10 protein-coding genes are annotated in these 25,055 nt (G+C 63.3%); 8 read left to right on the top strand and 2 right to left on the bottom strand.

Annotation, left to right across the window (positions count from 1 at the left end; translation table 11 throughout):
- Positions 1 to 6: 6 nt before the first annotated feature.
- Both UNPF46_RS15860 and UNPF46_RS15855 read right to left on the bottom strand, forming a co-directional pair.
- Positions 7 to 1,308, bottom strand: a complete 1,302-nt coding sequence (locus UNPF46_RS15860; protein WP_246668673.1) for an MFS transporter — start codon at positions 1,306 to 1,308, stop codon at positions 7 to 9.
- A 120-nt stretch (positions 1,309 to 1,428) separates the two neighbouring features.
- Positions 1,429 to 2,223, bottom strand: a complete 795-nt coding sequence (locus tag UNPF46_RS15855; protein ID WP_142250627.1) for a protein-L-isoaspartate O-methyltransferase family protein — start codon at positions 2,221 to 2,223, stop codon at positions 1,429 to 1,431.
- A gap of 68 nt (positions 2,224 to 2,291) precedes the next feature.
- On the opposite strand from UNPF46_RS15855, the gene UNPF46_RS15850 reads away from it, so the two are divergent.
- From UNPF46_RS15850 to UNPF46_RS15815, 8 genes are all read left to right on the top strand, one after another.
- Entirely contained in the window at positions 2,292 to 7,553 is a 5,262-nt protein-coding gene (locus tag UNPF46_RS15850; RefSeq protein WP_142250626.1) for a non-ribosomal peptide synthetase, read from the top strand.
- 188 nt (positions 7,554 to 7,741) lie between these two features.
- Positions 7,742 to 8,722, top strand: a complete 981-nt coding sequence (locus UNPF46_RS15845; protein WP_142250625.1) for an LLM class flavin-dependent oxidoreductase — start codon at positions 7,742 to 7,744, stop codon at positions 8,720 to 8,722.
- A 47-nt stretch (positions 8,723 to 8,769) separates the two neighbouring features.
- Complete coding sequence (locus UNPF46_RS15840) at positions 8,770 to 12,798, top strand: non-ribosomal peptide synthetase (protein ID WP_142250624.1); 4,029 nt, start codon at positions 8,770 to 8,772, stop codon at positions 12,796 to 12,798.
- A gap of 303 nt (positions 12,799 to 13,101) precedes the next feature.
- On the top strand, positions 13,102 to 19,380 hold the full coding sequence (gene pks2, locus UNPF46_RS15835) for a sulfolipid-1 biosynthesis phthioceranic/hydroxyphthioceranic acid synthase (protein WP_246668672.1): 6,279 nt from the start codon (positions 13,102 to 13,104) through the stop codon (positions 19,378 to 19,380).
- On the top strand, positions 19,355 to 20,797 hold the full coding sequence (locus UNPF46_RS15830; protein WP_181769958.1) for a condensation domain-containing protein: 1,443 nt from the start codon (positions 19,355 to 19,357) through the stop codon (positions 20,795 to 20,797). The genes pks2 and UNPF46_RS15830 overlap by 26 nt, the downstream gene beginning before the upstream one ends.
- Before the next feature lie 71 nt (positions 20,798 to 20,868).
- Complete coding sequence (locus tag UNPF46_RS15825; RefSeq protein ID WP_142250621.1) at positions 20,869 to 22,176, top strand: hypothetical protein; 1,308 nt, start codon at positions 20,869 to 20,871, stop codon at positions 22,174 to 22,176.
- Positions 22,169 to 23,554, top strand: a complete 1,386-nt coding sequence (locus UNPF46_RS15820; protein ID WP_142250620.1) for a hypothetical protein — start codon at positions 22,169 to 22,171, stop codon at positions 23,552 to 23,554. Before UNPF46_RS15825 ends, UNPF46_RS15820 begins: the two co-directional genes overlap by 8 nt.
- 449 nt (positions 23,555 to 24,003) lie before the next feature.
- Entirely contained in the window at positions 24,004 to 25,038 is a 1,035-nt protein-coding gene (locus UNPF46_RS15815; RefSeq protein WP_142250619.1) for a hypothetical protein, read from the top strand.
- Positions 25,039 to 25,055 lie beyond the last annotated feature (17 nt).

The following is a 25,055-nucleotide window of genomic DNA, read 5'->3' as shown; positions in this document are numbered from 1 at the left end:
CTCGTCTCAGTACTTGAGCGGAAGCCGGGCAGTCTCCGGTGCGGCAAGGACGGACACCAGCGTGAGCATGGAAAGCGCGATGATGAAGATGGAGATTGCCCAGGCCCCGCCGGTCCAGACCAGCAGTGCAGTTGCGATCAGCGGTGAAAGCCCTCCGCTAAGTGCGGCGGCGATGTTGGCACCGAGCGAGGCACCGCTGTAGCGCAGCCTCGTGCCAAACAATTCGGGCATGTACGCGGCCTTCGGTCCGAACAACAGCGCGTGGGTCAGGGTCATCGTGACGATCAGCGCGAGCGTCACGATGGTGGCATCCTTTGTGTCGAGCAGCCAAAACAGGGGAAAAGCCATAACGATGGAGGCGATGGCGCCGGCGAGATAAAGCGTCTTCCTGCCATAGATGTCGGATAGCCACCCCGCCAGCGGCAGCGTCACGAACTCAACCAGAGCCGCATAGACGACGGAATTGAGGACGGTCTGCCGCGGCATTCCAAGCTTCGTCGTCGAATAGGTGATCACGAACACGGTCAGGAGATAAGCCAAGCCGACCTCGGATACCGTGATGCCGATGGCGAGCAGAAGGTTGCGCCAGTCGCGTCGGAAGATTTCGAAGATCGGTTGGCTTACGACGTCCTTTCGCTCGAGAACCTGTCTGAACTCCGGCGTTTCCGTCAGGCTATATCTGGCGAACAGCCCCACCAAGACCAGGACGATACTGAGAAGGAAAGGGACGCGCCAACCCCAGCTCAGAAAGCTTGCTTCGGGCAGCTGCGTAACGAGCGCAAAGATGCCTGTCGAGGCGGCCACTCCCATTGGAAAGCCCACCTGCACCAGGCTGCCCCAAAATCCGCGCCGTTTGCCCGCGTGCTCGATCATCATCGTCACCGCGCCGCTCCATTCGCCGCCGATCCCGATGCCCTGAACAAAGCGAAGCGCCACCAGCATGATAGGCGCCCAGATGCCTACCTCCGCATAGGTGGGAAGGCAGCCGATCAAGAACGTGCCGATTCCCATCATCAGCAGTGTTGCGACCAGCATCGACTTGCGTCCGATGCGGTCGCCAAAATGACCGATGATCGCGCCGCCGATCGGGCGGGCGATGAACCCGACGGCATAGGTGCCAAAGGCGGCCACGGTGCCGATCAAAGGGTCGAATGCCGGGAAGAACAGCTTGTTGAATACAAGCGCCGCGGCCGTTCCATAAATAAGGAAGTCGTACCACTCGATCGCGGTACCCAGAACACTCGCCCACGCTACCTTTGCGATCGAAGGAGTTCGCACGGACCATTGGTCCGCGACGTCGTCGGTGATGATCGTCAAGGTTGATCCCCTGCTCAGACCGCGCCACAATCCCTGACAGAATTGAAATCCAAGCCGAGCGTACAGGCAAGCGAAATCTCGATCGGATCGGCAAACCGGTGGAGTGGGCTTTCAACTGTCCGAAGGAAGGCCATGTTCGATTGCCTGAAAGCGAACCGGCGCGAGAACGGAGGCCTGCTCCCACCAATCGGCGACCTGCTCGTCTAGCTCGGTCTCGCCGCGCCCCTTGCAGGGGAATATCTCGACGCGCCTAACCGCCTCCGCGTGAAATCCATCGACTTTTCGCGTGACCTTCACCACCGTTCCTTCGCGGTTATGTTTGGTCAGTGGCACCAGGAGCCGTCCGTCAGGGCGAAGCGACTGCAGCCAGAGCGGGTGGGGGTGCGTGAAGCCGGCGTGGACTACGATGACGTCCGCCGGTTCTCCGATATTGCGGCACGCATCAGTGCATAGCGCGCGGACATTCCTGTAGCCGCGCAGGTGCGCTTTTGCTTGGGCGACAAACTCCTTTTCGCAGTCGATCGCGAGGACCTTGCCATGCGGGCCGACAAGTTCGGACAGGATCGCCGAGAAATAGCCGAGGCCGCACCCGATCTGGACAACCCGCTCGCCGGCCTTGATATCGAGAATTTCGAACAGATTGGCCCAGAGGCTGGGAAGGCCGGTGTGCAGCCGTCGCTTTTCGTCGATCGCAACCAGTACGTCATCGTAGAGATGGACCGGATCGGCGTCTGGCGTGGTTTCATATTCGCGACCTTCGGAGGCTCGCACCCGCCAAGGCCCTGGGCCGGCAAAGTGTTCGCGCGAAACAGATGTGAACGCATCAAGCAATCGCGATGATGAAACTCGTCCACGCTTCTTGATTTGCTCGACGTAACGTTTTCGCGCAGCCGCGATGTCGCTCATCTTGCTTCTTCCGATCACCGACGATATCGTCGTGCACGATAGCTCAGGCCCGAAGAAAAGGCACGACCTTGGCCGCTCGAGTCGCATCATCGCAGCGATCGCCGTCGGATCGCGACACGTTCTCCAGCATTGCTGGCCTGCTCGAGTTCTATGCGCGAACCGCGCCGACGCAAAACGCCATCATGGATTCATCAGGTGTTTCCGTCAGTTATGCGGAGCTTTGGGTTTGCGCGGAGCGTGTCCGACAGCGGCTGCGGCAGTCTGGCATTGCTAGTCACCATCGCGTTGCAGTTGTGCTTCCGCGTGGTGCTGAAAACGCTATCGCGCTGGTTGTGATAGCCGCCGCAGCGGTTTGCGTGCCGATCAATCCTGATTTTACGCCGGATGAGCTGCAGCGATATTTTGCCGATTTGAAGCTGGCAGCGCTCGTCACAAGCGGTGAGGCGAAGCCCGCGAGTAGAAATGTTGCCCAGGCGTTAGGAATTCCGGTTCTCGACGTGGCTTCGCGATCGAGAGCAGTCGACTTCGAGCTTTCCAGCAGCACTCGTGGATCACGAGTAGCAGCCGGAGAAGTCGGTCCGGATGACGATGCATTCGTCCTTCTCACCTCCGGCACCGCCGCTCGTCCAAAGATGGTGCCGATTACCCAGGCAAGTGCCTGCCTTTCCGCCAGGAATGCTGGAGCCGTTCTGTCCTTAACAAAGGCCGACCGGCTGCTGAACGTGCTCCCGCTCTTTCATGCGCATGGCCTGATCTCTGGACTCTTGACCGCACTTGCCGCTGGGTCCTGCGTGATATGCACGAAAGGCTTCGACGGAGCGTCCTTCTTCAGCTGGCTGAGGGATTTGCAGCCAACTTGGTATACGGCCGTACCGACCATCCATCGCGCAGTGATAGCGGCTGCGCCTGTGGATGGTCGCGCGGCGGGGCGGAGCTCCTTGCGCATCATCCGCTCTGCTTCATCCTCCCTCGCTCCGGCAACGCTTGACCGGCTTGAAGCATTGTTTGCGGTTCCGGTTGTCGAGACTTATGGAATGACGGAAGCCGCCTCGCAGATTGCCGCCAATCCCCAGCATCTGCGCAAGTCCGGCTCGGTCGGCGTGGCTTCCGGCCCGGACATCGCGATCATGGATGGTGACGGCTGCTTACAGGCGAGCGGCCAGCATGGCGAGATCATGCTGCGCGGTCCGACCATCACGCGCGGTTACGACAATGACCAGGAGGCGACGAAAGCAGCGTTCAGGGACGGCTGGTTGCGCACCGGCGATCTCGGTTATCTCGATGAGGACGGCTATCTCTTTATCGTCGGACGCATCAAAGACGTCATCAACCGGGGAGGCCAGAAGGTTTCGCCGCTCGAGGTCGAGGAAACCCTGCTGACGCACCCCGACGTCCTAGAGGCCGGAGCTTTCGGTATCCCTCACGACAGGCTCGGTGAAAACGTTGCGGCGGTCGTGGTGCTGAGGCGGGGGGCCGACGTCACGCCGCAACAGATGCGGCAATTGGCGGCAAGCCGGCTCGCCGCCTACAAGGTACCGAGCTTGATCCACATCGTCGACGAAATTCCCAAGGGGGCCAGCGGAAAGATCACGCGAAGCGCGCTCCCCGGCCTGATCGCCTCGAGTCCCGGAGCGCCAACCGTCGCGGCTCGCTCGAAGTTGGAGGCCGAACTCGCCGCGATCTGGTCCACGGTCCTCGAAGTGGACCGCATCGGGATCGATCAGGATTTCTTTGCGCTTGGCGCCGATTCCCTGGCGGTGACGCAGGTATTGTCGCGCCTACGCGAGCAGTTCGGGGTCGACCTTACGTTCGGCGATGTCTTTGACGCCGGAACGATCGCGGCACTAGCGGCCCGATTGCAGGCGGCATCGGTCCGCCATGAAGAAGCCGCGCCCAAATGGAGGGTTGCACCCGATGGGGGGGCCGGCCCGCTCTCGTTCCAGCAGCAGAGGATGCACATCCTCAGTAAGCTCGATCCGACCAAGTACAATTACAATGTCGTTGAGGTGGCGCGATTGTCTGGCCGGCTCGACGTGAAGGCTCTGGAAGCGGCTATCAAGGCCGTTGCCCGGCGTCACCAGGTCCTAAGATCTACTTTCTCCGAGGCTGATGGTGAGCCGCTGCAGAAAGTCGGCCGCGTCTCGCCGGAGCTCGAGCAGGTCAGGTTGGCCGGCTATGCGGGCGGAAAGCGGTCGGGCGCAATCCGGCGCGAGGCAATGAAGGTTGCCCAATATTGTTTCGATCTCGAACGAGAGCCGCCGTTCAAGGCAACGCTCTTACGATTTGACGCGACGGATCACGCTCTTATCGTCACGCTGCATCACATCGCGACCGACGGCTGGTCTCAGCGGTTGTTATGGCAGGAGCTCGCGGCTCACTACTCGGCCGGGCGAGACGGAAAGCGGACATCGGTTCCCCATCTCAGATACCAGTATCAGGACTATGTCGGTTGGCAACAGGCGTGGGCGCGGACGCAGGCGGCCGGCCAACAGCTCGACTATTGGCGTAAGCAGCTGGATGGTGTGACCACGCTGCCGCTTCGCACGGATCGCCCCCGCGGCGAGAGCTGGACGGGGCGCGGCGCCAGACACTACGTCAAGATTCCGCGGGCGCTGTCCGTCCGGATCAAGGAGCTTGGCCAGCACAACAGTGTTACCCCCTTCATGACGCTGCTGGCCGCGTTCCAGTGTTTTCTGTGTCGGTACACAGGTCATGAGGACGTGGCTACGGGTTCCCTGATCGCCAATCGCAACCAGATCGAAGCCGAGCCGCTCATTGGCATATTTGCCAACAGCGTGATTATGCGGACAGACCTGTCCGGCGATCCGAGCTTTCGCGAACTGCTGCAACGCGTACGCCGGGTTACGCTCGATGCCTATCGCAATCAGGATGTCCCCATCGAAACGGTTTTGCGTGCGCTCCAGGCATCGCGCCGGGACGGCAGCCCACCGTTTCAGATCATGTTCATCCTGCAAAACGCCGCGGTCGAGGCCGGCCGTTTCCCTGGCTTGTCGACGCAACGGATCGAGATCGACCCGGCGGTTGCCCGGTTCGATATCACCCTCGAGCTCCTTGAGACCGACGGGCAGTTCTCGGGATTCTTCGAGTACGCCACCGATCTGTTCGACGCGGACACGATTGTGCGGATGGCGGGTCATTTCCAATCGCTGCTCCAGGGCATCGTGACCGATCCCGACATGAGAATATCCCGCCTGCCTTTGCTCGGTTCGGTGGAACGGCAACGCCTGCTCCAGGACTGGAAGGGCGCAAGCCTTGCCCGACGTGGCAATTTCATCGAGCGCTTTGATCGTCGGGTGGCGCGTGATCCCAAGATGACGGCCGCCAGCGACAGCTACGGCAAATCGAGCTATCACGAGCTCGCCAGCCGAAGCCTTGCCATCGCGCAGCGGCTGGCCCGGGAGGGCGTCGGGGAGGATATGATCGTCGCGCTCCTCGCCGAGCGGAGCGTCGACCTGCTTGCGGCAATGATCGCGGTCCAGCGTGCCGGCGCGGCATTTCTCTGTCTGGACCCGGCGCAGCCTGCTGCGCGGCTTGCCGCAATCATCCAGTCCGCGCGACCCCGGCTGCTCTTGAGCTCGCGCAGCTGCGCCGCTCGGCTCCATGAGATGTTATCGCTCTCTTCGGCTGCTGGTCTGCCCTGTGCGACGCTCGAGGACATCAAAGGGCGCAGCCAGGGCAAGCCGATGAAGGCACGTGCGCCATCGGGCCTTGCGTATCTCATCTACACATCGGGCTCGACGGGCGCGCCGAAGGGCGTGATGATCGAGCAGCGGGGTTTGTCGAATCATCTGGCTTCGCTGGTGTCCGAGCTCGCCCTCTCAAATAAGGACGTGATCGCTCAGACGGCGCCGCAAAGCTTCGTCATCTCGGTCTGGCAGTTCCTGGCCGGCCTGACCGCCGGCGCGCGTGTCCACATCTGCGCAGATTCAATTGTTCAGGATCCCCTGTTACTCGCACAAGACATGCATCGTGAAGGCGTCACGGTCCTGCAGATCGTTCCGTCGCTCCTCAGGTTGATCCTTGAGCGGGTGAATGAGACCGCAATCTATCGTGCCTTTGCGGGCCTTCGGTTGTTGATCTCGACGGGCGAGCCGCTGCCAGCCGATGTCTGCCGGAGCTGGTTCCAACATTTTCCGGGCGTGCCGGTGATCAATGCCTACGGCGCATCGGAATGTTCCGACGATGTTTCGCTGCATCGTTTGGATGCGGCCCCAACAGGGTCCGTCGTGTCCGTCGGTCGCCCCCTGCCGAATGTCCAACTCTATGTTCTTGACGCCGGGCTGCAACCATTGCCGATCGGCGTGACCGGCGAGCTGTATGTCGGCGGCGACGGCGTGGGCCGAGGCTACGTTGGAGACAACGAGCAGACCAGCGCGCGTTTTCAGCGCGATCCCTTCACTGATCGTGCACACGCGCGGCTCTATCGTACGGGTGACCTCGCGCGCTGGCGCGTGGATGGAACCATTGAGTGTCTCGGTCGGGCTGATCATCAGGTAAAGGTCCGCGGCTATCGCGTCGAGCTCAAGGAAATCGAGCATGTCCTTCTGGATCATCCACGGATCGGCGCCGCGGTGATTGAGCCGCGCCGTGAGGCAAGTGGCGACATCAAGCTGTTTGCCCATGTCGTTGCCACGGGCGCGCATCAGCCGAGCGCGACCGATCTGCGCGAATTTCTCAAAGCCAGGCTGCCAAGCCAGGCGGTGCCGTCGGCCTTCCTGTTTTTGGAGCGGATGCCCCTCAATGGGCACGGCAAGGTCGATCGCGCAGCAATCGCCGCGTCCCCCCGATCGGAGCCGATTGTCGTGCCTCCGGCGGTCGAGCCGTCCCGATCTACCGAGAAGGCCATCCGCGACATCTGGAGTGACCTGCTGAATGTGAGCGATATCAAGGTCTCCGACGATTTCTTCGATCTCGGCGGTCACTCCCTGCTGGCGGGCCGTGCGATGGCCCGCATCAAGCAGGCCTTCGGGGTGACGCTGCCGATCCGGACGATCTTCGATCTGCCAACGATCGAGGCGCTCGCCAAACGGGTCGACGAGGCCCGCGGTGTAAAGGTGCCCACTGAGGCTGCGTTGCTTTCGAAAGACGAGCAAAGTAGTCCGGCCGCACTATCGTTTGCACGGGCCGAAATGACGGCCGAGCAGGAAGACGATGTGAGGGACCTGCTCGCACGCCGCAAGCGCGAGCTTCAGGATGCCATTCGCAATGCGGGAGCAGGCATTGGCTCACCAGTCCCGCGCTCCGGCAAGTCAAATGCGAAAGCCGGCAGGAAGAATGCGATCGAGCAGATGCCGGATGCCCAGGATTAGGCGTTTTGGGGCGGGGGAATGGCACACGAACGGATCGGCCTCGATAGCGGACTGCTCGATGTCCTCGACTCCCGACGGGCTCTGAGCGTCTGCGCGCGATCCTGTCGCCGGCGGAGCCGGATCGTGCGGCGCGGTTCGCGTTCGACGCCCATCGCCGTCGCCGCTGGCCCCCGTCCAGGAGCGCCTAGATGAACAATGCAAGTCTTCGTGTCTTTCCCGCCATTTCGCGCAATCGGGATCCCGGCAAATATGTCGACGAACTGATGCACGTCGCGCATTTTGCGGATCTCCATGGTCTCGCGGGAATCCTGCTCTTCGAAGGCAATGACGTGCTCGTCCAGCCTTGGGCGATGGCGCAGCACATCGTGGCCCAAACCAAGCGCAGTTCGCCGTTGATCGCGGTCAACCCCGTCTACATGCATCCTTTCACCGCGGCCAAGCTGGTGTCGTCCTTTGCGCAGCTCTATGGGCGTAAGCTGTATCTGAATATGATCACCGGTACCGCCGTGAGCGACTTGCAGGCGTTGGGCGACCAATGTGTGCACGCCGACCGGTATGTCAGGCTGGGCGAGTTTATCAAAGTAGTCCGCCTGCTACTTGAAAGCTCCCGCCCGGTCGATTTTCGCGGAAACTTCTACACGGCGTCCGGCCTGCATCTTCACTACCGGCCTCCGGCCAACCTGCTGCCCGAATTCCTGATTGCCGGCCAATCCGACGCAGCCCAGCGCATCGCCTCTGAATCCGGTTGTATCAAGATGCAAATGCTACCGACGGATCACGACCGCGGCATCAAGGCGCCCGGCTTGAACTTCGGGATCTTTGCCCGGCAGGGCCGTGAGGCCGCGCGTCGGGCCGCGCGTGAGCGCTTCTGCGACAGTGCAGAGGGTCGCGAACTGCTCACGCTTACGATGGAGAATACAGATTCGGTGTGGAAGCGGCGGCTCTTTGAGGGACAGACGGCCGAGATGCAACACAACGGGTATTGGCTACTGCCGTTTCTCACCTTCCAGGCGGATTGTCCCTATCTGGTCGGCAGCTATGCGGAGATCGGTGAAAAACTCAGAACGTTCGTGGCCCAGGGCCTTACGACGATCATGCTCGACATGATCGCCGACGAAGCCGAGATGCGGCATGTGGGCAACGCGCTGGAGGCGAGCGGCTTGTTCTGAGCCGGGAAGCTCGTCTTCGTTCGGACAATCAACCTGAGTTGCGAGTGATGTCGGATATTCGTTCTCCACCCCTCGAACTGTCGGATCCGCCGCCACTGACAGTGCGCTCGGCTGGCAGTCGGGTGCCGCTGTCCCACGCGCAAGAAGGGCTATGGTTCCTTGAGCAGCTTGGGCTCGTGGGCGCGGCTTACAACATGCCCTGGATGCTGCAACTCGAAGGAGCGTTGGATGCTCTCGCTCTGGAGCAGAGTTTCGGAGAAGTCGTGCGACGTCATGAAAGCCTCCGCACCAGGTTCGAGACAGTGGACGGCCGCGGCTTTCAGGTGGTCGACGAGGCGGGAGCCTTCCGCCTCGATACGGTCGATCTTTCGGCGCTTGGAGACGACGAGCGGCGGGCGGAGACCGGGCGTTTGATGTCGGAGGATGGACAGCGCTTGTTTGACCTGTCGGCCGGGCCGCTATTTCGCGTCACGCTGCTTCGATTGACACAGAACCAGCACATCGTGCTGGTCAACATGCATCACATCATATCGGATGCCTGGTCGATCGGCGTGATGTTGGCCGAGGTTACAGCCCTGTATGCAGCCCGAGTAGCGGGACGAGTGTCGCCCCTGGAGAGCTTGCAGGTTCAATACGCGGATTACGCGCTTTGGCAACGCCAATGGCTTCGGGGCGAAGTGCAGACGCGGCAGCTGGATTACTGGAAGCGGCAGCTCGCAGACGCGCCGCAGGCGCTGGCGCTGCCGACCGATCGCGCGCGGCCACAGATCCAGAGTTTTCGAGGTGCAAGCCGCGGCTTCAGCCTGACGCCACAGCTTTCATCGGACCTGCGCGTTCTCGCGCGTCAAGAGAAGGCGACACCTTATATGGTGTTCTTGGCGGCATTTTCGGTGCTGCTGGCGCGCTATAGCGGGCAACGGGACATTCTCATTGGCTCTCCCTTCGCTGGTCGCGGGCTGCCGGAGCTGGAGGCTATGGTCGGTTGCTTCGTGAACATGCTCGTCATGCGCACGGATGTGTCTGACGATCCCAGCTTCCGCGATTTGCTGCAGCGCGTGAAGGAAACGACACTTTCCGCCTATGAGAACCAGGATGTGCCGCTCGAAAGGGTGGTGGAGGCGCTGCAACCTCATCGTGATTTGTCCCGCCAGCCGCTGTTCCAAGTCGCCTTGATCCTGCTGAACGGCCCCCCGGCCCAGCTCGATCTTCCGGGACTGCGAGTAAGTCAGGTCGCCACCGAGCACGTCACGACAAGGTTCGACCTGTCATTGACCTTGTACGAAGCCTCCTCCGGGATACGCGGATGGTTCGAGTATGCGTCGGACTTGTTCGATGACGATACGATCGCACGTATCGCGGGCCACTTCGAGAATTTGTTGAGCGCAATTGCTGCCGGTCCGGACAAGCACGTCTCAGAGCTTAAGCTTCTGGATGCGCTCGAGCACGGTCACCTGATCACCGAATGGAACGCAACGACGGTCGATTATCCTGCTGAGAAGTGTGTTGGCGAGTTGTTCGTGGAGCAGGTGGGGCGCACGCCGCATGCGGTGGCGGTCGTTGGCGGAGCTCACGAGCTGACGTATCGTGAGCTGAACGTGCGGTCGAACCGCCTTGCTCACCACCTGCGCGGACTTGGCGTCAAGCCGGATGATCGCGTTGCGATTTGCGCCCTGCGCGGGGTCGAGATGCTAGTGGCTCTGCTCGCGGTCCTCAAGGCAGGTGGGGCTTACGTCCCAATGGATTCCACCCTTCCGATCAGGCGGCTGGCGGACATGCTGGCGGACTGTGCGCCACGCGCAATACTGTCGGATGCGGAGACTATGGGAATCCTGGAGGGCCACACGGGAGACCTGCCGGTGATAGATCTCGACAATGAGGCGCTTTGGACGAATGGTCACGAGAGCAATATTCGGCCCGCTGCGGTTGGATTGCGACCCGAAAATCTCGCCTACGTCATCTACACGTCGGGCTCGACCGGACGGCCCAAAGGCGTCATGGTCGAGCATCGGTCGCTGGTGAATCTCCTGACATCTATGAGTGAGCTCGTCGGTATGAATCCGGCTGATCGCTTGCTGTCGGTGACCACTGTAGCGTTCGATATCGCGGGCCTCGAGCTGCTCATGCCTTTGCTTGTCGGCGCCAGAGTTGTCATCGCCGATCGTAAGACGAGCAGCGATCCACGACGGATGATGGATCTGCTGCTGCGGGAGCAGATCACGGTCTTGCAGGCAACTCCGGCGAGCTGGCGGGCTCTGATCGAGAGCGGTTGGGTGGGAGAGCCACGTCTCCGCGCGCTGTGTGGCGGCGAGGCCATGACGGCCGATCTTGCCGACCAATTGCTCCGGCGAACCTCGGCATGCTGGAATGTTTATGGGCCTACCGAGACAACAATCTGGTCGTCGGCTCACGCGATCAAGGAGCCGGTGCATCCGTCGACCGTCGTCCCGATCGGCCGACCCATCTCGAACACGAGGATCTATGTCCTCGACGAGCACCGTGCTCCCGTCCCGATCGGAGTCGTCGGCGAAATTTATATCGCCGGCACGGGGGTGGCGCGCGGCTATCTTAATCGACCCGAGCTGACCGTGGAGCGGTTTGTCACCGAGCCGTTCGCTACCGACCCGGACGCGCGGATGTATCGGACAGGCGATTTGGGACGGTTACTGTCAGCGGGAAGTATCGAATATCTCGGGCGAAACGATTTTCAGGTGAAGCTGCGCGGCTACCGAATTGAACTTGGTGAAATCGAGGCAGCATTGATGGGCCATGCGTCGGTGCGGCAGGCGGTGGTCGTCGCGCGCGAAGATCGTGCCGATGATCCTCGCCTGGTGGCCTATGTGGTGGAGAACCGCGGGACATCCGTAAAGCGGCGGGGAGGGCGCGAGAGCCGTTCGACAGCGACGGGCACGTTGTCGGACGACTTGCGAACTCATCTCCAGAAGCACCTGCCGGACTACATGGTGCCGTCGACCTTTGTTGTGCTCGACGCGCTGCCGCTGACCCTCAACGGGAAGCTGGACCGGGGCAGCCTGCCCGCGCCTTCAGGCCATTCGCGTAGATCCCGCGCCTATGAGCCCCCGCGTGGCAGGCTGGAGAAGATGTTGGCGCAGACTTGGAGCGAGTTTCTGGAGATCGATCGCGTCGGACGTGACGACAATTTTTTCGAGCTTGGTGGCCACTCGCTCTTAGCCGTGCGCCTGGTCAACGAATTGAGTCGTCGGGGCACCGACATCTCGCTGGCCAAGCTGTTCGCAAGCCCGACAATAGCGCTGCTCGTACGCGAGGAGGCTGGCACTGATAACCGCGCGAGCGACGGCGCTGCAATTACTCTTCGTGCGGAGGGAAGCGGCGCTCCGCTATTCCTCGCGCCGGATCTCTTTAATCAGATGGTCTATGGTCCGATCCTTACCCGACACCTTCGCGGCGGCTTCCCTGTGTATGGTTTGACGATGAGCGAAGTAGGAGCCGCATCGGCACGCACGATCGAGGCGATCGGTAGGAGCTTGGTCCGGACAATACGGTCCATTCGCCCGAGCGGGCCGTACCGCCTGGCAGGCTGGTCGTTCGGCGGAATACTGGCCTACGAGATCACAAGACAGCTCGTCGATGAAAACGAGACCGTACAGTTCCTGGGATTGATCGACGCGCTGTACGGGCAGCCGAGCTCCCCGTCGAAGACGTCAGACGTCGTATTCCTGCGGAACTACATTGGCAGCCGGACGGGCGGTCGAATGCATCAGTCCGACTTTCGCTCGATGGTTCTAGAGTGTCGTGAGAAGGCGTTGTTGCCCTGGTCATCTACGGAAGAAGACGTTCGCCTCATGATTGCGCAGTCGCGGACACGCGAGCGCGCGGGCAGCAGATACGTTGGGGCGGCTATTCCGATCGCTCTCCAGCTTTTCACGGCGGCGGAAAATCCCCTGGATGACCGGTTCTATGGTTGGGATCGAGTTGTTCAGGCGCCCCGGATCCACAAGACCGTTGTTCAGGGTACGCATCATTCGATGCTGCAGAGCCCTTACGTAGCGTCGCTGGGGAAGGTGTTCTCGGAAGCTATCTTGCTGCCGGCGGGATAGAGATGTCAGCTCTGGCTGCCAGCTCAGACTGTTTCATTCGCATCGTTTGCGGGAGGCGCACCAAGACGGTTGGCATTGTGCCTTAGGTGGCTCTTGATTACGGCAGCGTTCTCGCGCTGATCCGAAGCAAGGCGCTGGCAGGTCGTCGAGGAGCGGCATGAAGTCAAACTCGTTGGGATATAATTTGGTAGGCTTCGGGCCCCAGCAGTCTGCGGGCTGGACGATTGATCGACCGATCAATAACCTATTACGCATGTATTGATTTGGACCGAAAAGTCTTCTCCCCAGAATAAGGCCTTGATTGTGACTGCGATTGCTGTTGTCGGCATTGGCTGCAGGCTTCCGGGCCATATCGATTCGCCGGATGCCTTTTGGGCCGCGTTGCTGGCAGGGACCGACCTCGTTACCGAGATTCCGCAGCAGCGCTGGAATGCCGACGATTACTACGATGCCGTGGCAGGCGTGGCGGGCCGCTCGGTTTCGCGCTGCGGCGCGTTCCTGGACGACCCATCGGGCTTTGATCATCGCTTTTTCGGCATTGGCGAACCCGAGGCCCTCGCCATGGACCCCCAGCACCGGCTGTTGCTCGAGGTCACCTGGGAGGCCGCCGAACATTCCGGCCGCGATCCGCGCTGCCTGTTTGGAACGGAAGCCGGCGTATTCTTCGGCCTTTCGCACCAGGACTACATGCAGGTTACGCGCGACGCAGGTGCGATGGGCCAGGCCTACGCTTTCACGGGAACGCCTTTCAGCATGGCGTCAGGGCGGGTCGCCCATGGGATGGGGCTTACGGGGCCCGCTATCACCATGGACACGGCCTGCTCGTCCAGTCTCGTCGCCGTGCATGCGGCTCGGCGAAGCCTGCTCGCGCGCGAGTGCCGCGTCGCGTTTGCCGGCGGGGTCATGCTGATGTTCTCGCCCGCAACGTTCGCCTCGGCGTCCGGGCTCGGTATGCTTTCGCCGACTGGGCGGTGTCATGCGTTTGATGAGCGCGCCGATGGCTTCGTGCGCGCCGAAGGCTGTGGCGTGGTGATGCTCAAGCTGCTGAGCGACGCCTTGCGCGACAACGACCGGGTGCTTGCCGTCATTCGCGGTAGCGCGGTCAACCAGGACGGACGCACGCACAACATTCTCGCGCCTTCCCGCGCGGCCCAGATCGCGGTCATCGATCGGGCACTTGCCGAAGCACAGGTTGACCCCTCATCCGTCGGCATGATCGAGGCGCACGGCACTGGCACGCCCGTGGGCGACACTGAGGAGTTCCACAGTCTTTCAACGCAGTATGGACGGCAGTCGCCCTGCGCTCTTGGCTCGCTCAAAAGCAATCTTGGTCACGCGGAATCGGCGGCGGGCGTCCTTGGTCTGATCAAGGCGACGCTCGCACTGGCGCACGGCGCCGTACCGCGATCACTTCACTTCCATCGGCTGCCTGCGCATCTGCAGCCAATCGCAACGCGGCTTTTCGTCCCGACCGACACTGTGCCTTGGCCCTCGACTGGCGCCGACGGACTCCGCCGCGCAGCCGTCTCGTCTTACGGCATGTCCGGCACGAACGCGCACGTCGTGCTCGAACAGGCTCCTCAGGCACCTGCCTTATCGTTTTCACCAGAGGCCGCCCGAACACAGGAGCAGCCGTGGCTGTTTCCAATTTCTTCCACATCGCCAGGGGCGCTTCGTGCGACAGCCGCGCGCCTCGTGGCTTGGCTGAACGCGAACGCCGTCAGTCATCGTCCCGGTGACGTCGCACGGACCCTTGCCTGCAGACGCGGGCACCGGCCGGTCCGGCACGCGCTCGTTGCGAAGACGCTCGGCGATCTGACGGCGCAATTGCGCGGACTGGCAGCCGATCAGTCTATCGATGCGGATTGGGCCGACCATGATAGCCGCGGTCCCGTCTTCGTATTCTCCGGACAGGGCTCGCAGTGGGAGTCGATGGGTGCGGAACTGCTCGATATCGACCCGGCCTTCGCCGGGATGGTTGCCGCCATCGAGCCTCTGATTCAGGCGATCGGCGGTTTCTCGGTAACCGATACCCTGCGTCGGCCCGCGCAACTCGAGGGCATCGAGCGTATCCAGCCCGCCATTTTCACATTTCAGGTCGCGATGGCGGCCTCGTTGAAAGCCCTGGGTGTGGTGCCGTCGGCACTGATCGGCCATTCGATGGGCGAAGTGTCGGCGGCAGTCGTGGCCGGCGCACTCTCGCTCGAAGATGGCGTGCGGGTGATCTGTCATCGCGCCATGCTGTGCCAAACGCTCGCTGGATCCGGCGCGATGGCAGCCGTCGGGATGGCATCGGCGACGGTTCGCGAAGATCTGGCGCGCCGACGGATTGACGATGTCGAGATCGCCGTGCTGGCTGCGCCGGCTTCAACGGTCGTCGGGGGCCCCGTCGCGGCCGTGCAAGGTCTCGTGGCTGCGTGGCAAGCCGAAGGCCTGTTCGCCCGCGAGGTCGCGGTCGATGTGGCCTCACACACGTCGCAAGTCGAACCGATCCTCGCGCAGCTGTCGGAGCGTCTCGCGGAGGTGACTGCGCACAATCCGCGCATACCGATGTACTCCACCGTGCTGCTTGATCCGCGCGAATCCCCCGTTTGCGATGGCGCCTACTGGATCGACAACCTTCGGCAGTCGGTTCGCTTCCGTCCCGCCGTGCAGGCGGCGCTTGAAGATGGCCATCGCGTTTTTGTCGAGCTTTCGCCGCACCCGATCGTGACCCGCGCGGTGTTGGAGAATGCTGCCGCAACGGACTTCGCAGCCCGCGCGCTTCCGTCGATGTCGCGCGGCGAGTCCATGCCCAACGGGCTTCTGAACCTGGTGGGCGCGATCCATGTCGCGGGGGCCTCGATCGATTTCAATGTCCTGTATCCGGATGGCCAGCTGCTTGACCTGCCGTTGCCGGCCTGGACGCACACTCCGCTGTTCCTTGCGCCGGCGACGCCGGCCGCAGGTCCGTATCACGTGGCGGCAACGCATCCGCTGTTGAACGTCCACCGCGTCCTGCACGAAGAGCCGGAACGCCACATCTGGGCATGCGAGGCTGGCCTCGATGCTCACCCCTGGCTTGCGGACCACCGGGTCAACGGAACGCCGCTCTTCCCGGGCGCCGGCTTCTGCGAAATGGCGCTCGCTGCGGCGCGCACCGCCCTTGGTACGTCGCTCGTCGAAGTGCAGACGATCACGTTCGACCATGCGTTGCGGTTGGAGCCATCGGTGCCGATCGTCTGCACGGCAGTGTCGGACCGACCGGGTGAGTTGAAATTCAGGCTGGAGAGCCAGGCGATGAGCGAAGCGCGGGTGCATGCAAGCGCCCGGCTTTATGGGGCAACAACCTCTGCAGGGCCGCCTGCCACGTACGACCTAGCCGCGCTGCGCGCCGCTCACGCGACGCCCGTTGCCACCGACGCGGTGTGGCGGTGGTTCGACTCGCAGGGTATCCAGTACGGACCGTCATTTCGGGCACTGGCTGCCGGCCTGGCCTTGTCCGCGGACGGCGCCTCGCTCCTTGCGGATCTTCGGCTTCCGAGTTCGCTCCGAGCGGGCGGGCGTGGCTACACGGTGCATCCCGTGCTGCTTGACGCGTGCTTCCAGTCCGTCGGGGCGTTCGCCCGGGTCGTTTCAGAGACAAGCGGGCGTTTGCTGCTGCCGCTCTCGGTGCGGCGCCTCCGGCTCCACTGCTCGGATGCGGACGCCGCCCACTGCATGACTCGCTTGGTCGCCATCGACGCGCTGCACGTCGAGGCGGACATTGAATTGCTCGACGCGTCCGGTCGCGTGCTGCTCAGCGTCGATGGATTGGTAATGGGGAGCGGCGCGGCTGAACAGGATGCTGACGCCGTCGCCTGCAACTCGCGCCTGCTCGACATAAGCTGGCAGCCATGGGGCATCCCTCCTGCCACGGTCAGGCCGGACGATGGTGCCTGGTTGCTGCTCGATGCCGATGATGCGGGGCATCGCTTGATGCTGGATCTGGAAGGAAGCCTGCGCGAGCAAGGGTTCAAGTCTCGCATCCTCAGCAGCGCCGGGGCGGGGAAGGGGGACGCATGGCGCGAGCAGATTGAGGAGACTCTGCGTCTGCATCGCCCTGGAGGCGTGGTGGTGGTCTTGCCACGCGGCAATGAGCCGGCGAGTCCCGACGCATCTCGGGCGAACATAAGCAGCCTGCTCTATCTGACCAACGCATTGAGGCAATGCGAGCGGCTGCCCCGCCTCTTCGTCGTCACATGTATGAGCCAACGCGTACTGCCGGACGATTCCGTTCGGCTCGCGCACGCCGGTGTGCGTGGGTGGCTGCGAGCCATCGGCGCCGAATTTCCCGCACTCCGTCCTACACAGATCGACGTGAACTCGCAGGCGGACGTGTCATCGCTTCGGTCCCAGTTGCTGAGCGGCTCGAGCGAAGACGAAACGGCGATCCGCGGAGCGAGCGCGTATGTCGCACGACTGCAGCGAAGTCCGCTTGGTCGCGCTGATCGCCGAACGGTGGACCGCGACGCGGCCCGCGAGGGTCTACGCCAGGAAATCCGTACGCCCGGTGACCTACAGAGCCTGGAGATGGCGGCCTTCGAGAGGCGTGCGCCGGGCGCAGGCGAGGTGGAGGTCGCTATCCATGCCACGAGTGTCAATTTCGCCGATGTGCTGGTTGCACTTGGCCGCTATCCTTCATTCGATGGTCGTCCGCAGGGACTTGGCCTGGACTACGCCGGCATTGTCACCGCGGTCGGACCTGGCGTTTCGGCATTTCGCGTCGGCGACCGCGTGGCCGGGCTCTGCTGCGGGGGAGCCTGGGGCACCTTTCTGACTTGCGATGCACGCCTGCTTGTCGCGATTCCCCGCACGCTCACGGATGCCGAAGCCGCCGCCATTCTCACGACAACTGTCACGGCCATGTATGGCCTCGAGGATCTGGCCCGGATCGGCCCTGGCGACAAGGTGCTCATTCACTCGGCGACGGGCGGCGTGGGTCAGGCGGCTGTGGCCATTGCCCGCGCGGCCGGTGCAGAGATCTTTGCAACAGCGGGCTCGGAGGCGCGACGAGAGCTGCTGCGCGCAGACGGCATCCGGCACGTGTACGACTCGCGAACCGCATTATTCGCCGAGCAGATCCGGCAGGACACAGCGGGCTACGGCGTGGACGTTGTCCTCAACTCGCTCACGGGCGCGGCGCAGCGCGCTGGCCTGGAGCTCCTTGCGGCCGGCGGGCGGTTCGTCGAGATCGGCAAGAAGGACATCTATGGAGGTACGTGGCTCGGATTGTCTCCGTTCAAGCGCAACCTCTCGTTCTTCGCCGTTGATCTTGCGCAGATGTGCATGACGGCTCCGGCCCGCGTTCAGGCACTGCTGTCGCGAGTCATGCATCTTGCCCGGGAGCAGCGGCTGCCCCTGCCGGACATCGCGACCTGCCCCCTCGTCGAAGCGGCCAGCGCCATTCGCACTGTTGGCGGCGCCGGTCACACCGGCAAGCTCGTGCTCACCGTTCCGAGAACCGGCCGCTACCGGGTACCGGCGGCACCGGAGCGCTTCACGCCGTTCAGGCGCGATGGTGCTTACATCGTCACCGGCGGCCTTGGCGGGCTCGGCCTTTTCCTCGCTGACGCGATGTCCGCCGCCGGGGCCGGTCGCGTCATCGTCAACGCGCGCTCCAAGCCAGCCGACGCCGCGACGAGCGTGCTCGTCGCAATGAAAGCACGGGGCACCGAGGTTCGGGTGATAAGTGCAGATATCGCGGAGCCGTCGACGGCGCGACGTCTGGTCGAAGCTGCCACCGCGATGGGCCTGCCGTTGCGCGGCGTCCTGCATGGTGCAGCCGTCGTCGAGGACGGCACGCTTCCATCCGTCACGGAGGAGAGGCTGCATCGGAACTGGGCCCCCAAAGCGGAGGGCGCCTGGCATCTGCATGAGGCAACGCTGGCGCAACAACTAGACTGGTTTTGCTGTTTTTCCTCGGTTGCCGCGCTCTTTGGTTCGCCGGGGCAGTCCGCGTACGCAGCCGCCAACAGTTGGCTCGATACGTTCACACAGTGGCGGCGCGCCCAGGCGCTGCCTTCGTCGGTCATCGCCTGGGCGGCGTGGGCGGATATTGGTGCCGGTGCGCAGCTCTCGGCCCGCGGCGATGCGCGAATGATCGAGCCGGGCGACGGTGCCTACGCATTCCGGACGCTGCTGCGGCACGACCGAGGGTATGCCGCCTATGTCCATCTCGACGGCGCCCCATGGCTGACGGCGCTCGCTGCGCGGAGCCCGTTTGGAGCGGCGTTGTCGCAGGCTCCAGAGGCAGAGAGCGAACCGGCGCGCCGCCTGCGTTTGGAGTTGAGGCGCGCGCCGTCCGACGAGCGGCCGGCCCTGCTGCGGCGTCTGATCATCGAGCATCTCGCTGTCATCCTGCGCCGCACCGTGAATCCAGACCGCTCGTTCTTCGATTACGGCCTCGACTCGCTCGGGACGCTCCAACTGCTGATCGCGCTCGAGGCCGATACAGGCGTCCGGCTCCGTTCCGTGAACGTGACGACCGTGCGGGCACTCGCCGACACGCTGAATGGCGCCATGCAGGCGCTGCAGGATGCTGGAGCAGATGCCGGTGACTGATTTGCGTCCGCTGCATGATTGGTCAGGGCCTCCGGCAGTGCTGACTCTCTGGTGTCCGTCTGCTGCGTCGATGGAAAGTGCGAAACACGCACCGGTGTCTCCCGTATTACCCAGCTACGAACAGGAGCAGCATCTGCACGCCTTCCATGCGTGCGAGCAGCGGCACGAGGCGATGGCGCGGCTGCTTGTCGTTGTGTGGGACGAACCCGGGCGGTGTGACCTCAGAGCCATGACCCATGTGGTGACGGCACATCTGCGCAGGCACGACACGTATCACAGCTGGTTTGAAGAACGCGGCGGAGCGATCGTACGGCACGTACTCTCGGACCCCACGGCCATCCAGATGGAGCCCAGGACACTCGGCGAGGTGCGCGCGGAGGATTGGCAGAGACATGTCATGGCAACTCCTCATCCGTTTGCATGGGATTGCTTCCGATTTGGCATTCTCCAGCACGACAGGGGCTTCACTTGCTTCGCAAGCATCGATCATTTGCATGCCGACGCTACCGTCATAGCGTTCCTGATGGCGGAGATCCGCTCAGCGTATCGCGCCGTGCTCGATGGTGAGGGGCCGCTTCAACTCGGACCACCGGGAAGCTATCTGGATTACTGCGCCAGTCAGCGTCAGCGGGCAGCGGCGATGACGCTGGCGGATCCTGAGGTGAAACGATGGATCGCGTTCCTGCACCGCAACGGCGGGCGGATGCCCTCTTTCGCGCTCCCGCTCGGTGTGCTGGAGGATCGCTATCACGCGGAGTATGTGCATCTGGACATCCTTGATGATGCTGTCATGGACGCGTTCGAGTCCGCGTGCCACGCTGCTGGTGCGCGAGCGATCGGCGGTCTCTTGGCCTGCGCGGCCCTGACCGAACGGGGGTTGGCTGGTCGGTCGCGCTACGGTGTCGTCACCCCCACGACGACGCGAAGATCGCCAAAGGCTTTCAGGACGACCGGCTGGTGCGTGGGAGTGGTGCCGATCGACTTCGACGTGCAACAACGAGCATTTCCTGAACTTGCCTTGACGGCCCAGCGCAACTTTGACGAACGGTTGAGCCTGGCCGAGGTGCCGATCGAGCTCGTGCTCGAACTCGCAGCCGGATTGCCGACGGTAGGGTCCGTTGCCACAGGCGGCGTCATGCTGTCCTTTATGGATGTGAACGTTCCCCCGCTCAGTGCGCACATTGCCCGTGAATGGCATCAGGCGAATGGGAGGGTCTATATCAACCAGGGCATCGCCGCACAGGTTGCGATCTGGCTGTTCCGTACGCCACGCGGGCTCTCGCTTACGGCGGCTTATCCGGCAAATGAGACAGCCCGCGCATCCATGCACCGCTATGTCAAGGCGTTCGCAGGCGCATGCCGTCAAGCAGCCGAGGCATTGATGCCGACGTACTCCGATGCCGGTCGCGAACAATGACGCATGCGACGGCGCACCCAGCGAACGTGTCGGATATGCCGGCTGCATTCTTGTCCTTCGCAGATCAGGCCATGTATCTCGCGCATGTCTCGCTCGGGCAGCACGCGGTCATTCAGGTGCTGTGGCGCTATCTGCGGCCCATGGACATCGACACGTTGACCCGGTTTCGTGACAATCTCGCGCATGGCGATTTGGCGCGGCTGATCCGGCCGGCGCTGCTTCCGTTCGGACGGCACCAATGGGCTCACGCGCCACCGCCGTCGGCTGCTCTAGCTACCGTTGAGGCGCCGCTTGAGCCCGAGGCGATGCAGGCGTGGGCCGACGCGCAGGTGGAGCTTCCATTGGACCCCGTGCGCGGACCTGCATGGACCTTGACGAGCCAGGCCTTTACCGATGGCTCCACGCTGGTCTCGCTTGTGGTGTCGCACTGCATCGCAGACGGAGTGACGATTGCAAGGGCCGTGAGCGACGCTGTGCGCGGGGAACGGCGGATTCCAATCTATCCTGGAGTTTCGACGCTGCAGCGTGCTGCGACAACGCTGCGAGCTGAGCTCCAGCGCATTGCACGTGACGCGCCCGCGACATTTCGAGCGCTCGGCCAACTGGCCCGTACGGCATACACCTCGCCCGGCCCGTCCAACACACCCGCCGCATCGCCGGTGTTGCCGGCCGCAGATGACCGTATGGTCGTGTTTCCGTCGGTCTTCATACGCGTGCCCATGTCGATCTGGGACGCCAGGGCACGGAGCCGCGGAGCGGCCCGTCTCACGCTCCTGGCCTCGATCACCGCGGCGTTCGCCGAGGCGCTCGGTCGCGTCCGCGACGATGGAGTGACCCTGCTGATCCCTGTGAACCAGCGCGAAGGTCTGTCGCACACCGGCGGAAACAGCGTCGCGCTCGCCACATTGAAGGTGCGTGTCGATGAAACGCGCGGAGGCTTGTATGCGTTGCAGCGGCGTCTGCGGACTACGCTGCTGCGAACCAGACGTGAGCCTAATCGGCTTGCTGCACTGCTGCCCTTGGTACCCTTTGTGCCCAGACGCGCATTTTCGGCTGCCAGCCATCTGGCGCTTGGCGCGCTCGCAGACCTGCCGGTCACGTGTTCGAACTTGGGCGACTTGCCCAAGGACGTACTCCAGATCGATGGCAAAGCGGCTGATCGAATCTGCTTTCGTGGCATCGATCGCGCGGTCGCGCGCCGAGCGATCGAAGCGCGTCAAGGCGTGGCCACGCTCTTCGCCGGCGTCATACCGGGATTTATCGCCCTGAGCTTCGTTGCCTACCAGCCTGGCGTGGTAACGGAGGCTCGGCATCTTCGTACGCTCGTCGAGCGTCTTTTGGCCGGTTACGAGCTCGCGGGCGAGTTTTTCGATGCTTGAGACGAGCACGGCCGGCACCTCCACCTACGCAAGGCACCGCCTCGCCTGGCTCGACCAACTGGCCTACGAATTGTTCAGGGTCACCGGCCGGAACCAGTTGATGCAATGTCTCTGGCTCTACGATCGTGACGTGAACCTCGATGCGCTGGTGCAAACATACGAAAGGCTCACCGCCCTGTCATTCAACCGGCTCATCGAGCCGTCACCTCTGCCATGGGGCAGGCCGCGTTGGGTGAAGCCGCTCGCAGGGTCCATTCCGTTCGAGCATAGCTCGGACTTGCTGCCACGATCGCAGCTGCTGCACTGGGCCAACCAGCACGCGCGCGCGCGGGTGGACCCTGTCCTGGGTCCCCCCGGGCGAATGGCCATTCAGCCATTCGACGATGGCAGCACGGCCGTGAGCATCGTCGGATCGCATTTGGTACTCGACGGCATGGGCGCCTTGCGCGTCATCGCGGCTGCCGTGAACGGCACGGGCGTCCCGAATCGGTACTTGCCTCAAGGCGCTCGCGGGCGGCTGTCCGGGTGCGTGTCGGACGCGTGGCAGATCCTCGCCGACGCTCCACGCACAGTTGCCGCGCTCGCTCGGATTGGGCTGGCGAGCTGGTCGAGACCCGTCACCTCCGGAGAAAGTCTGGCCGGAACGGCAGCAGAAGCACTTCACGGCCAGTCAGTGATCGTGGAGCTTCCAACTGTCGCGGTGACCGCTGAATCGCGTGTTTGGTTCGCGTGTGAGCAGCGGCTCGGTGGTGGCATGAATACGCTGCTGCCTGGCTTCGTGGCGTCGCTGGCATCGCATCTGGGCCGTCGCCGCTCATCGGATGGCGCTGTCAGCCTGCTGATCCCAAGAAGCCGAAGGCGTGGTCTGGCCGACGAACGTGCGCTGGCGATCGAATTCCATATGATGAATGTCGCGCCCGAAGGCCTGACCGCGGATCTGGAGCCCGTGAATGCAGCGAGGGCGCTGCTTCGTGGCGCGAGGAAGAAGCAGACCGATGTCCTGACCTCGTTGCTGCCCGCCGTCGCCTGGATGCCCCGCACTGCCGCAAGGACGCTCGTGAACAGGTTGTTTGATTATGCCGATGAGCTGCCGGTAAGCTGTTCAGATCTTGGAATGCTGCCGGAAGGGCTCGCGCGCATCGACGGCGCACCGTGCCGGCACGTGCTGACACGAGCGGTGGATGTCAACGTCACGCGCCAGGACTTGGAGCGTTCTCACGGTCATCTCGTCGTCGTGGCCTCCCACTACAACAAGACTATTTCTCTCTGCATCGAGGCCTGCCAATTGCGACCCGCCCCAACCACCGCGGACGAACTTCGCCTGCTGGTCTCTCGAACGCTTGCCGATTTTGGACTGGAGGCGGTCATTGATGCCTGATCCCGACGCGTCTCGGGAGCCGGCTATTCCCAATCGATAGGAGATAGAGCCGTGATTTGCGGCGGTCACATCGTGCAGCAAGACGCCGGGGGACCTGAGGCGTGAGCGCTTCTGCCAACAAAAGGCGGAGCGGATCCCGCGCCGGGGCGAGCGTCCCCGATGCCGGGGCGAATGACGTTCTGTGCTATATGGACCAGGCCTCGTTCGTCGGGCTGCGGGCGCTTGGGCGCGGGCCGGCGCTGCAAGTCACTTGGCTATATCCTCACGCGATCGATGAGACCGCCGTGACGCAATTCAGCGAGCGGCTCGCACAGGGATTGCTCGGACGCCTCGTGCAGCGTTCAGCATTGCCATGGGGGCGGCACCGTTGGGTGGCCAACCCCGTGCCAGGCCCGGTGGCGTGGTTTCGCGATCCGCTCCCTCGCGAGTCTCTCTCAAGGTTGCGACGCGTGCTGCTGGATCTGCCCGTGGATCCCGAGCGTGGTCCAGGCTGGCGCTTGGCAGTCCAGGCGCTGGAAGGCGGTGGCTGCGCGCTGACACTGCTGGTGTCGCACACGATCGCCGACATGCAGGCCACCAGCCAAGCCATTGCCGACGCGGTGGCCGGTCGACGTCTCGGCTGCGGGTTCTCGCCTCCATCTTGGCGAGGGTCTCCCCTGATGCTGGCGCGCGACAGCGTCGAGAGCCTGCGCGCCCTGCCTGGTGTTTGGCGCGCTGTGGTGGCTCTCACGCAGCGCTCGGGCAAGCGGCGGGCGAGCTTGCCGCGCTCGAGGCCTGGCGCGCGAAGCCGGTCTCAGTTTGAGCCGGCAGTGGACGTGCCGCTCGTGCAGGTGGTCATCGACGCAGGAGTGTGCCAGCAGCGTGCGTCGGATCTGGGCGTCGCGAGCAACACGCTGATCATGGCGTTCGCGGCACGGCTCGCTTTCAGGATGGATCGCGTGGACGCATCAGGACGCGTGAAACTGGTGTTGCCGGTCAGCGACCGTCATTCGAATGATCGGCGCGGCAACGCGCTGCGGTCGATCACGGTGATGGCGGACCCCGATGCTTGCCGCAGCGATCCGCGCACCTTGCAACGGGATCTCAAGGCCGCACTGGCCTCGCTGATCCGAAACGGCGACGATCTATCGCCATTGTTTCCGCTGATCCCCTATGTGCCGCTGTGGCTGGCGCGCCGCCTGGAGCGGGAGGCGCTCGGGGCGGACCTGCCTGTTGGCTGCAGCCTGATCGGCGAATTGCCGCTCGATGTGAGCCGCCCCTGCGGCGAGGCATCGCTCCTGCAGATTTCGTTGCTGGAGTGCTATACAGCTTCGGAGCTCGAGCGGCTGGGAGGCGTGCTATTCATCCCGTGCTACCGCGTCGGCGAGCGGCTATTCATGACCGTGTCCGGATACGCGCCAGGCCGCGTAACGACCCGTGCTCAGTTGGCGCCCTTCGTGCGCGATGCGCTCCGGGATATGCGCATATACGGGACGGCGAGCTGACGATAACCGAAGATGGA

The organism is Bradyrhizobium sp. UNPF46, assembly GCF_006658625.1.
Lineage (GTDB): Bacteria > Pseudomonadota > Alphaproteobacteria > Rhizobiales > Xanthobacteraceae > Bradyrhizobium > Bradyrhizobium nitroreducens.
Note: the sequence above shows the minus strand (reverse complement) of the source record. Positions and strands in the feature narration are given on the sequence as shown.

Excerpts from the sequence above, each read along its gene's own strand:
- UNPF46_RS15825 (WP_142250621.1), top strand. The coding sequence starts at position 20,869 with ATGTATCTCGCGCATGTCTCGCTCGGGCAGCACGCGGTCATTCAGGTG.
- UNPF46_RS15830 (WP_181769958.1), top strand. The coding sequence starts at position 19,355 with ATGCTGGAGCAGATGCCGGTGACTGATTTGCGTCCGCTGCATGATTGG.
- UNPF46_RS15845 (WP_142250625.1), top strand. The coding sequence starts at position 7,742 with ATGAACAATGCAAGTCTTCGTGTCTTTCCCGCCATTTCGCGCAATCGG.
- UNPF46_RS15840 (WP_142250624.1), top strand. The coding sequence starts at position 8,770 with ATGTCGGATATTCGTTCTCCACCCCTCGAACTGTCGGATCCGCCGCCA.
- UNPF46_RS15855 (WP_142250627.1), bottom strand. The coding sequence starts at position 2,223 with ATGAGCGACATCGCGGCTGCGCGAAAACGTTACGTCGAGCAAATCAAG.
- UNPF46_RS15820 (WP_142250620.1), top strand. The coding sequence starts at position 22,169 with ATGCTTGAGACGAGCACGGCCGGCACCTCCACCTACGCAAGGCACCGC.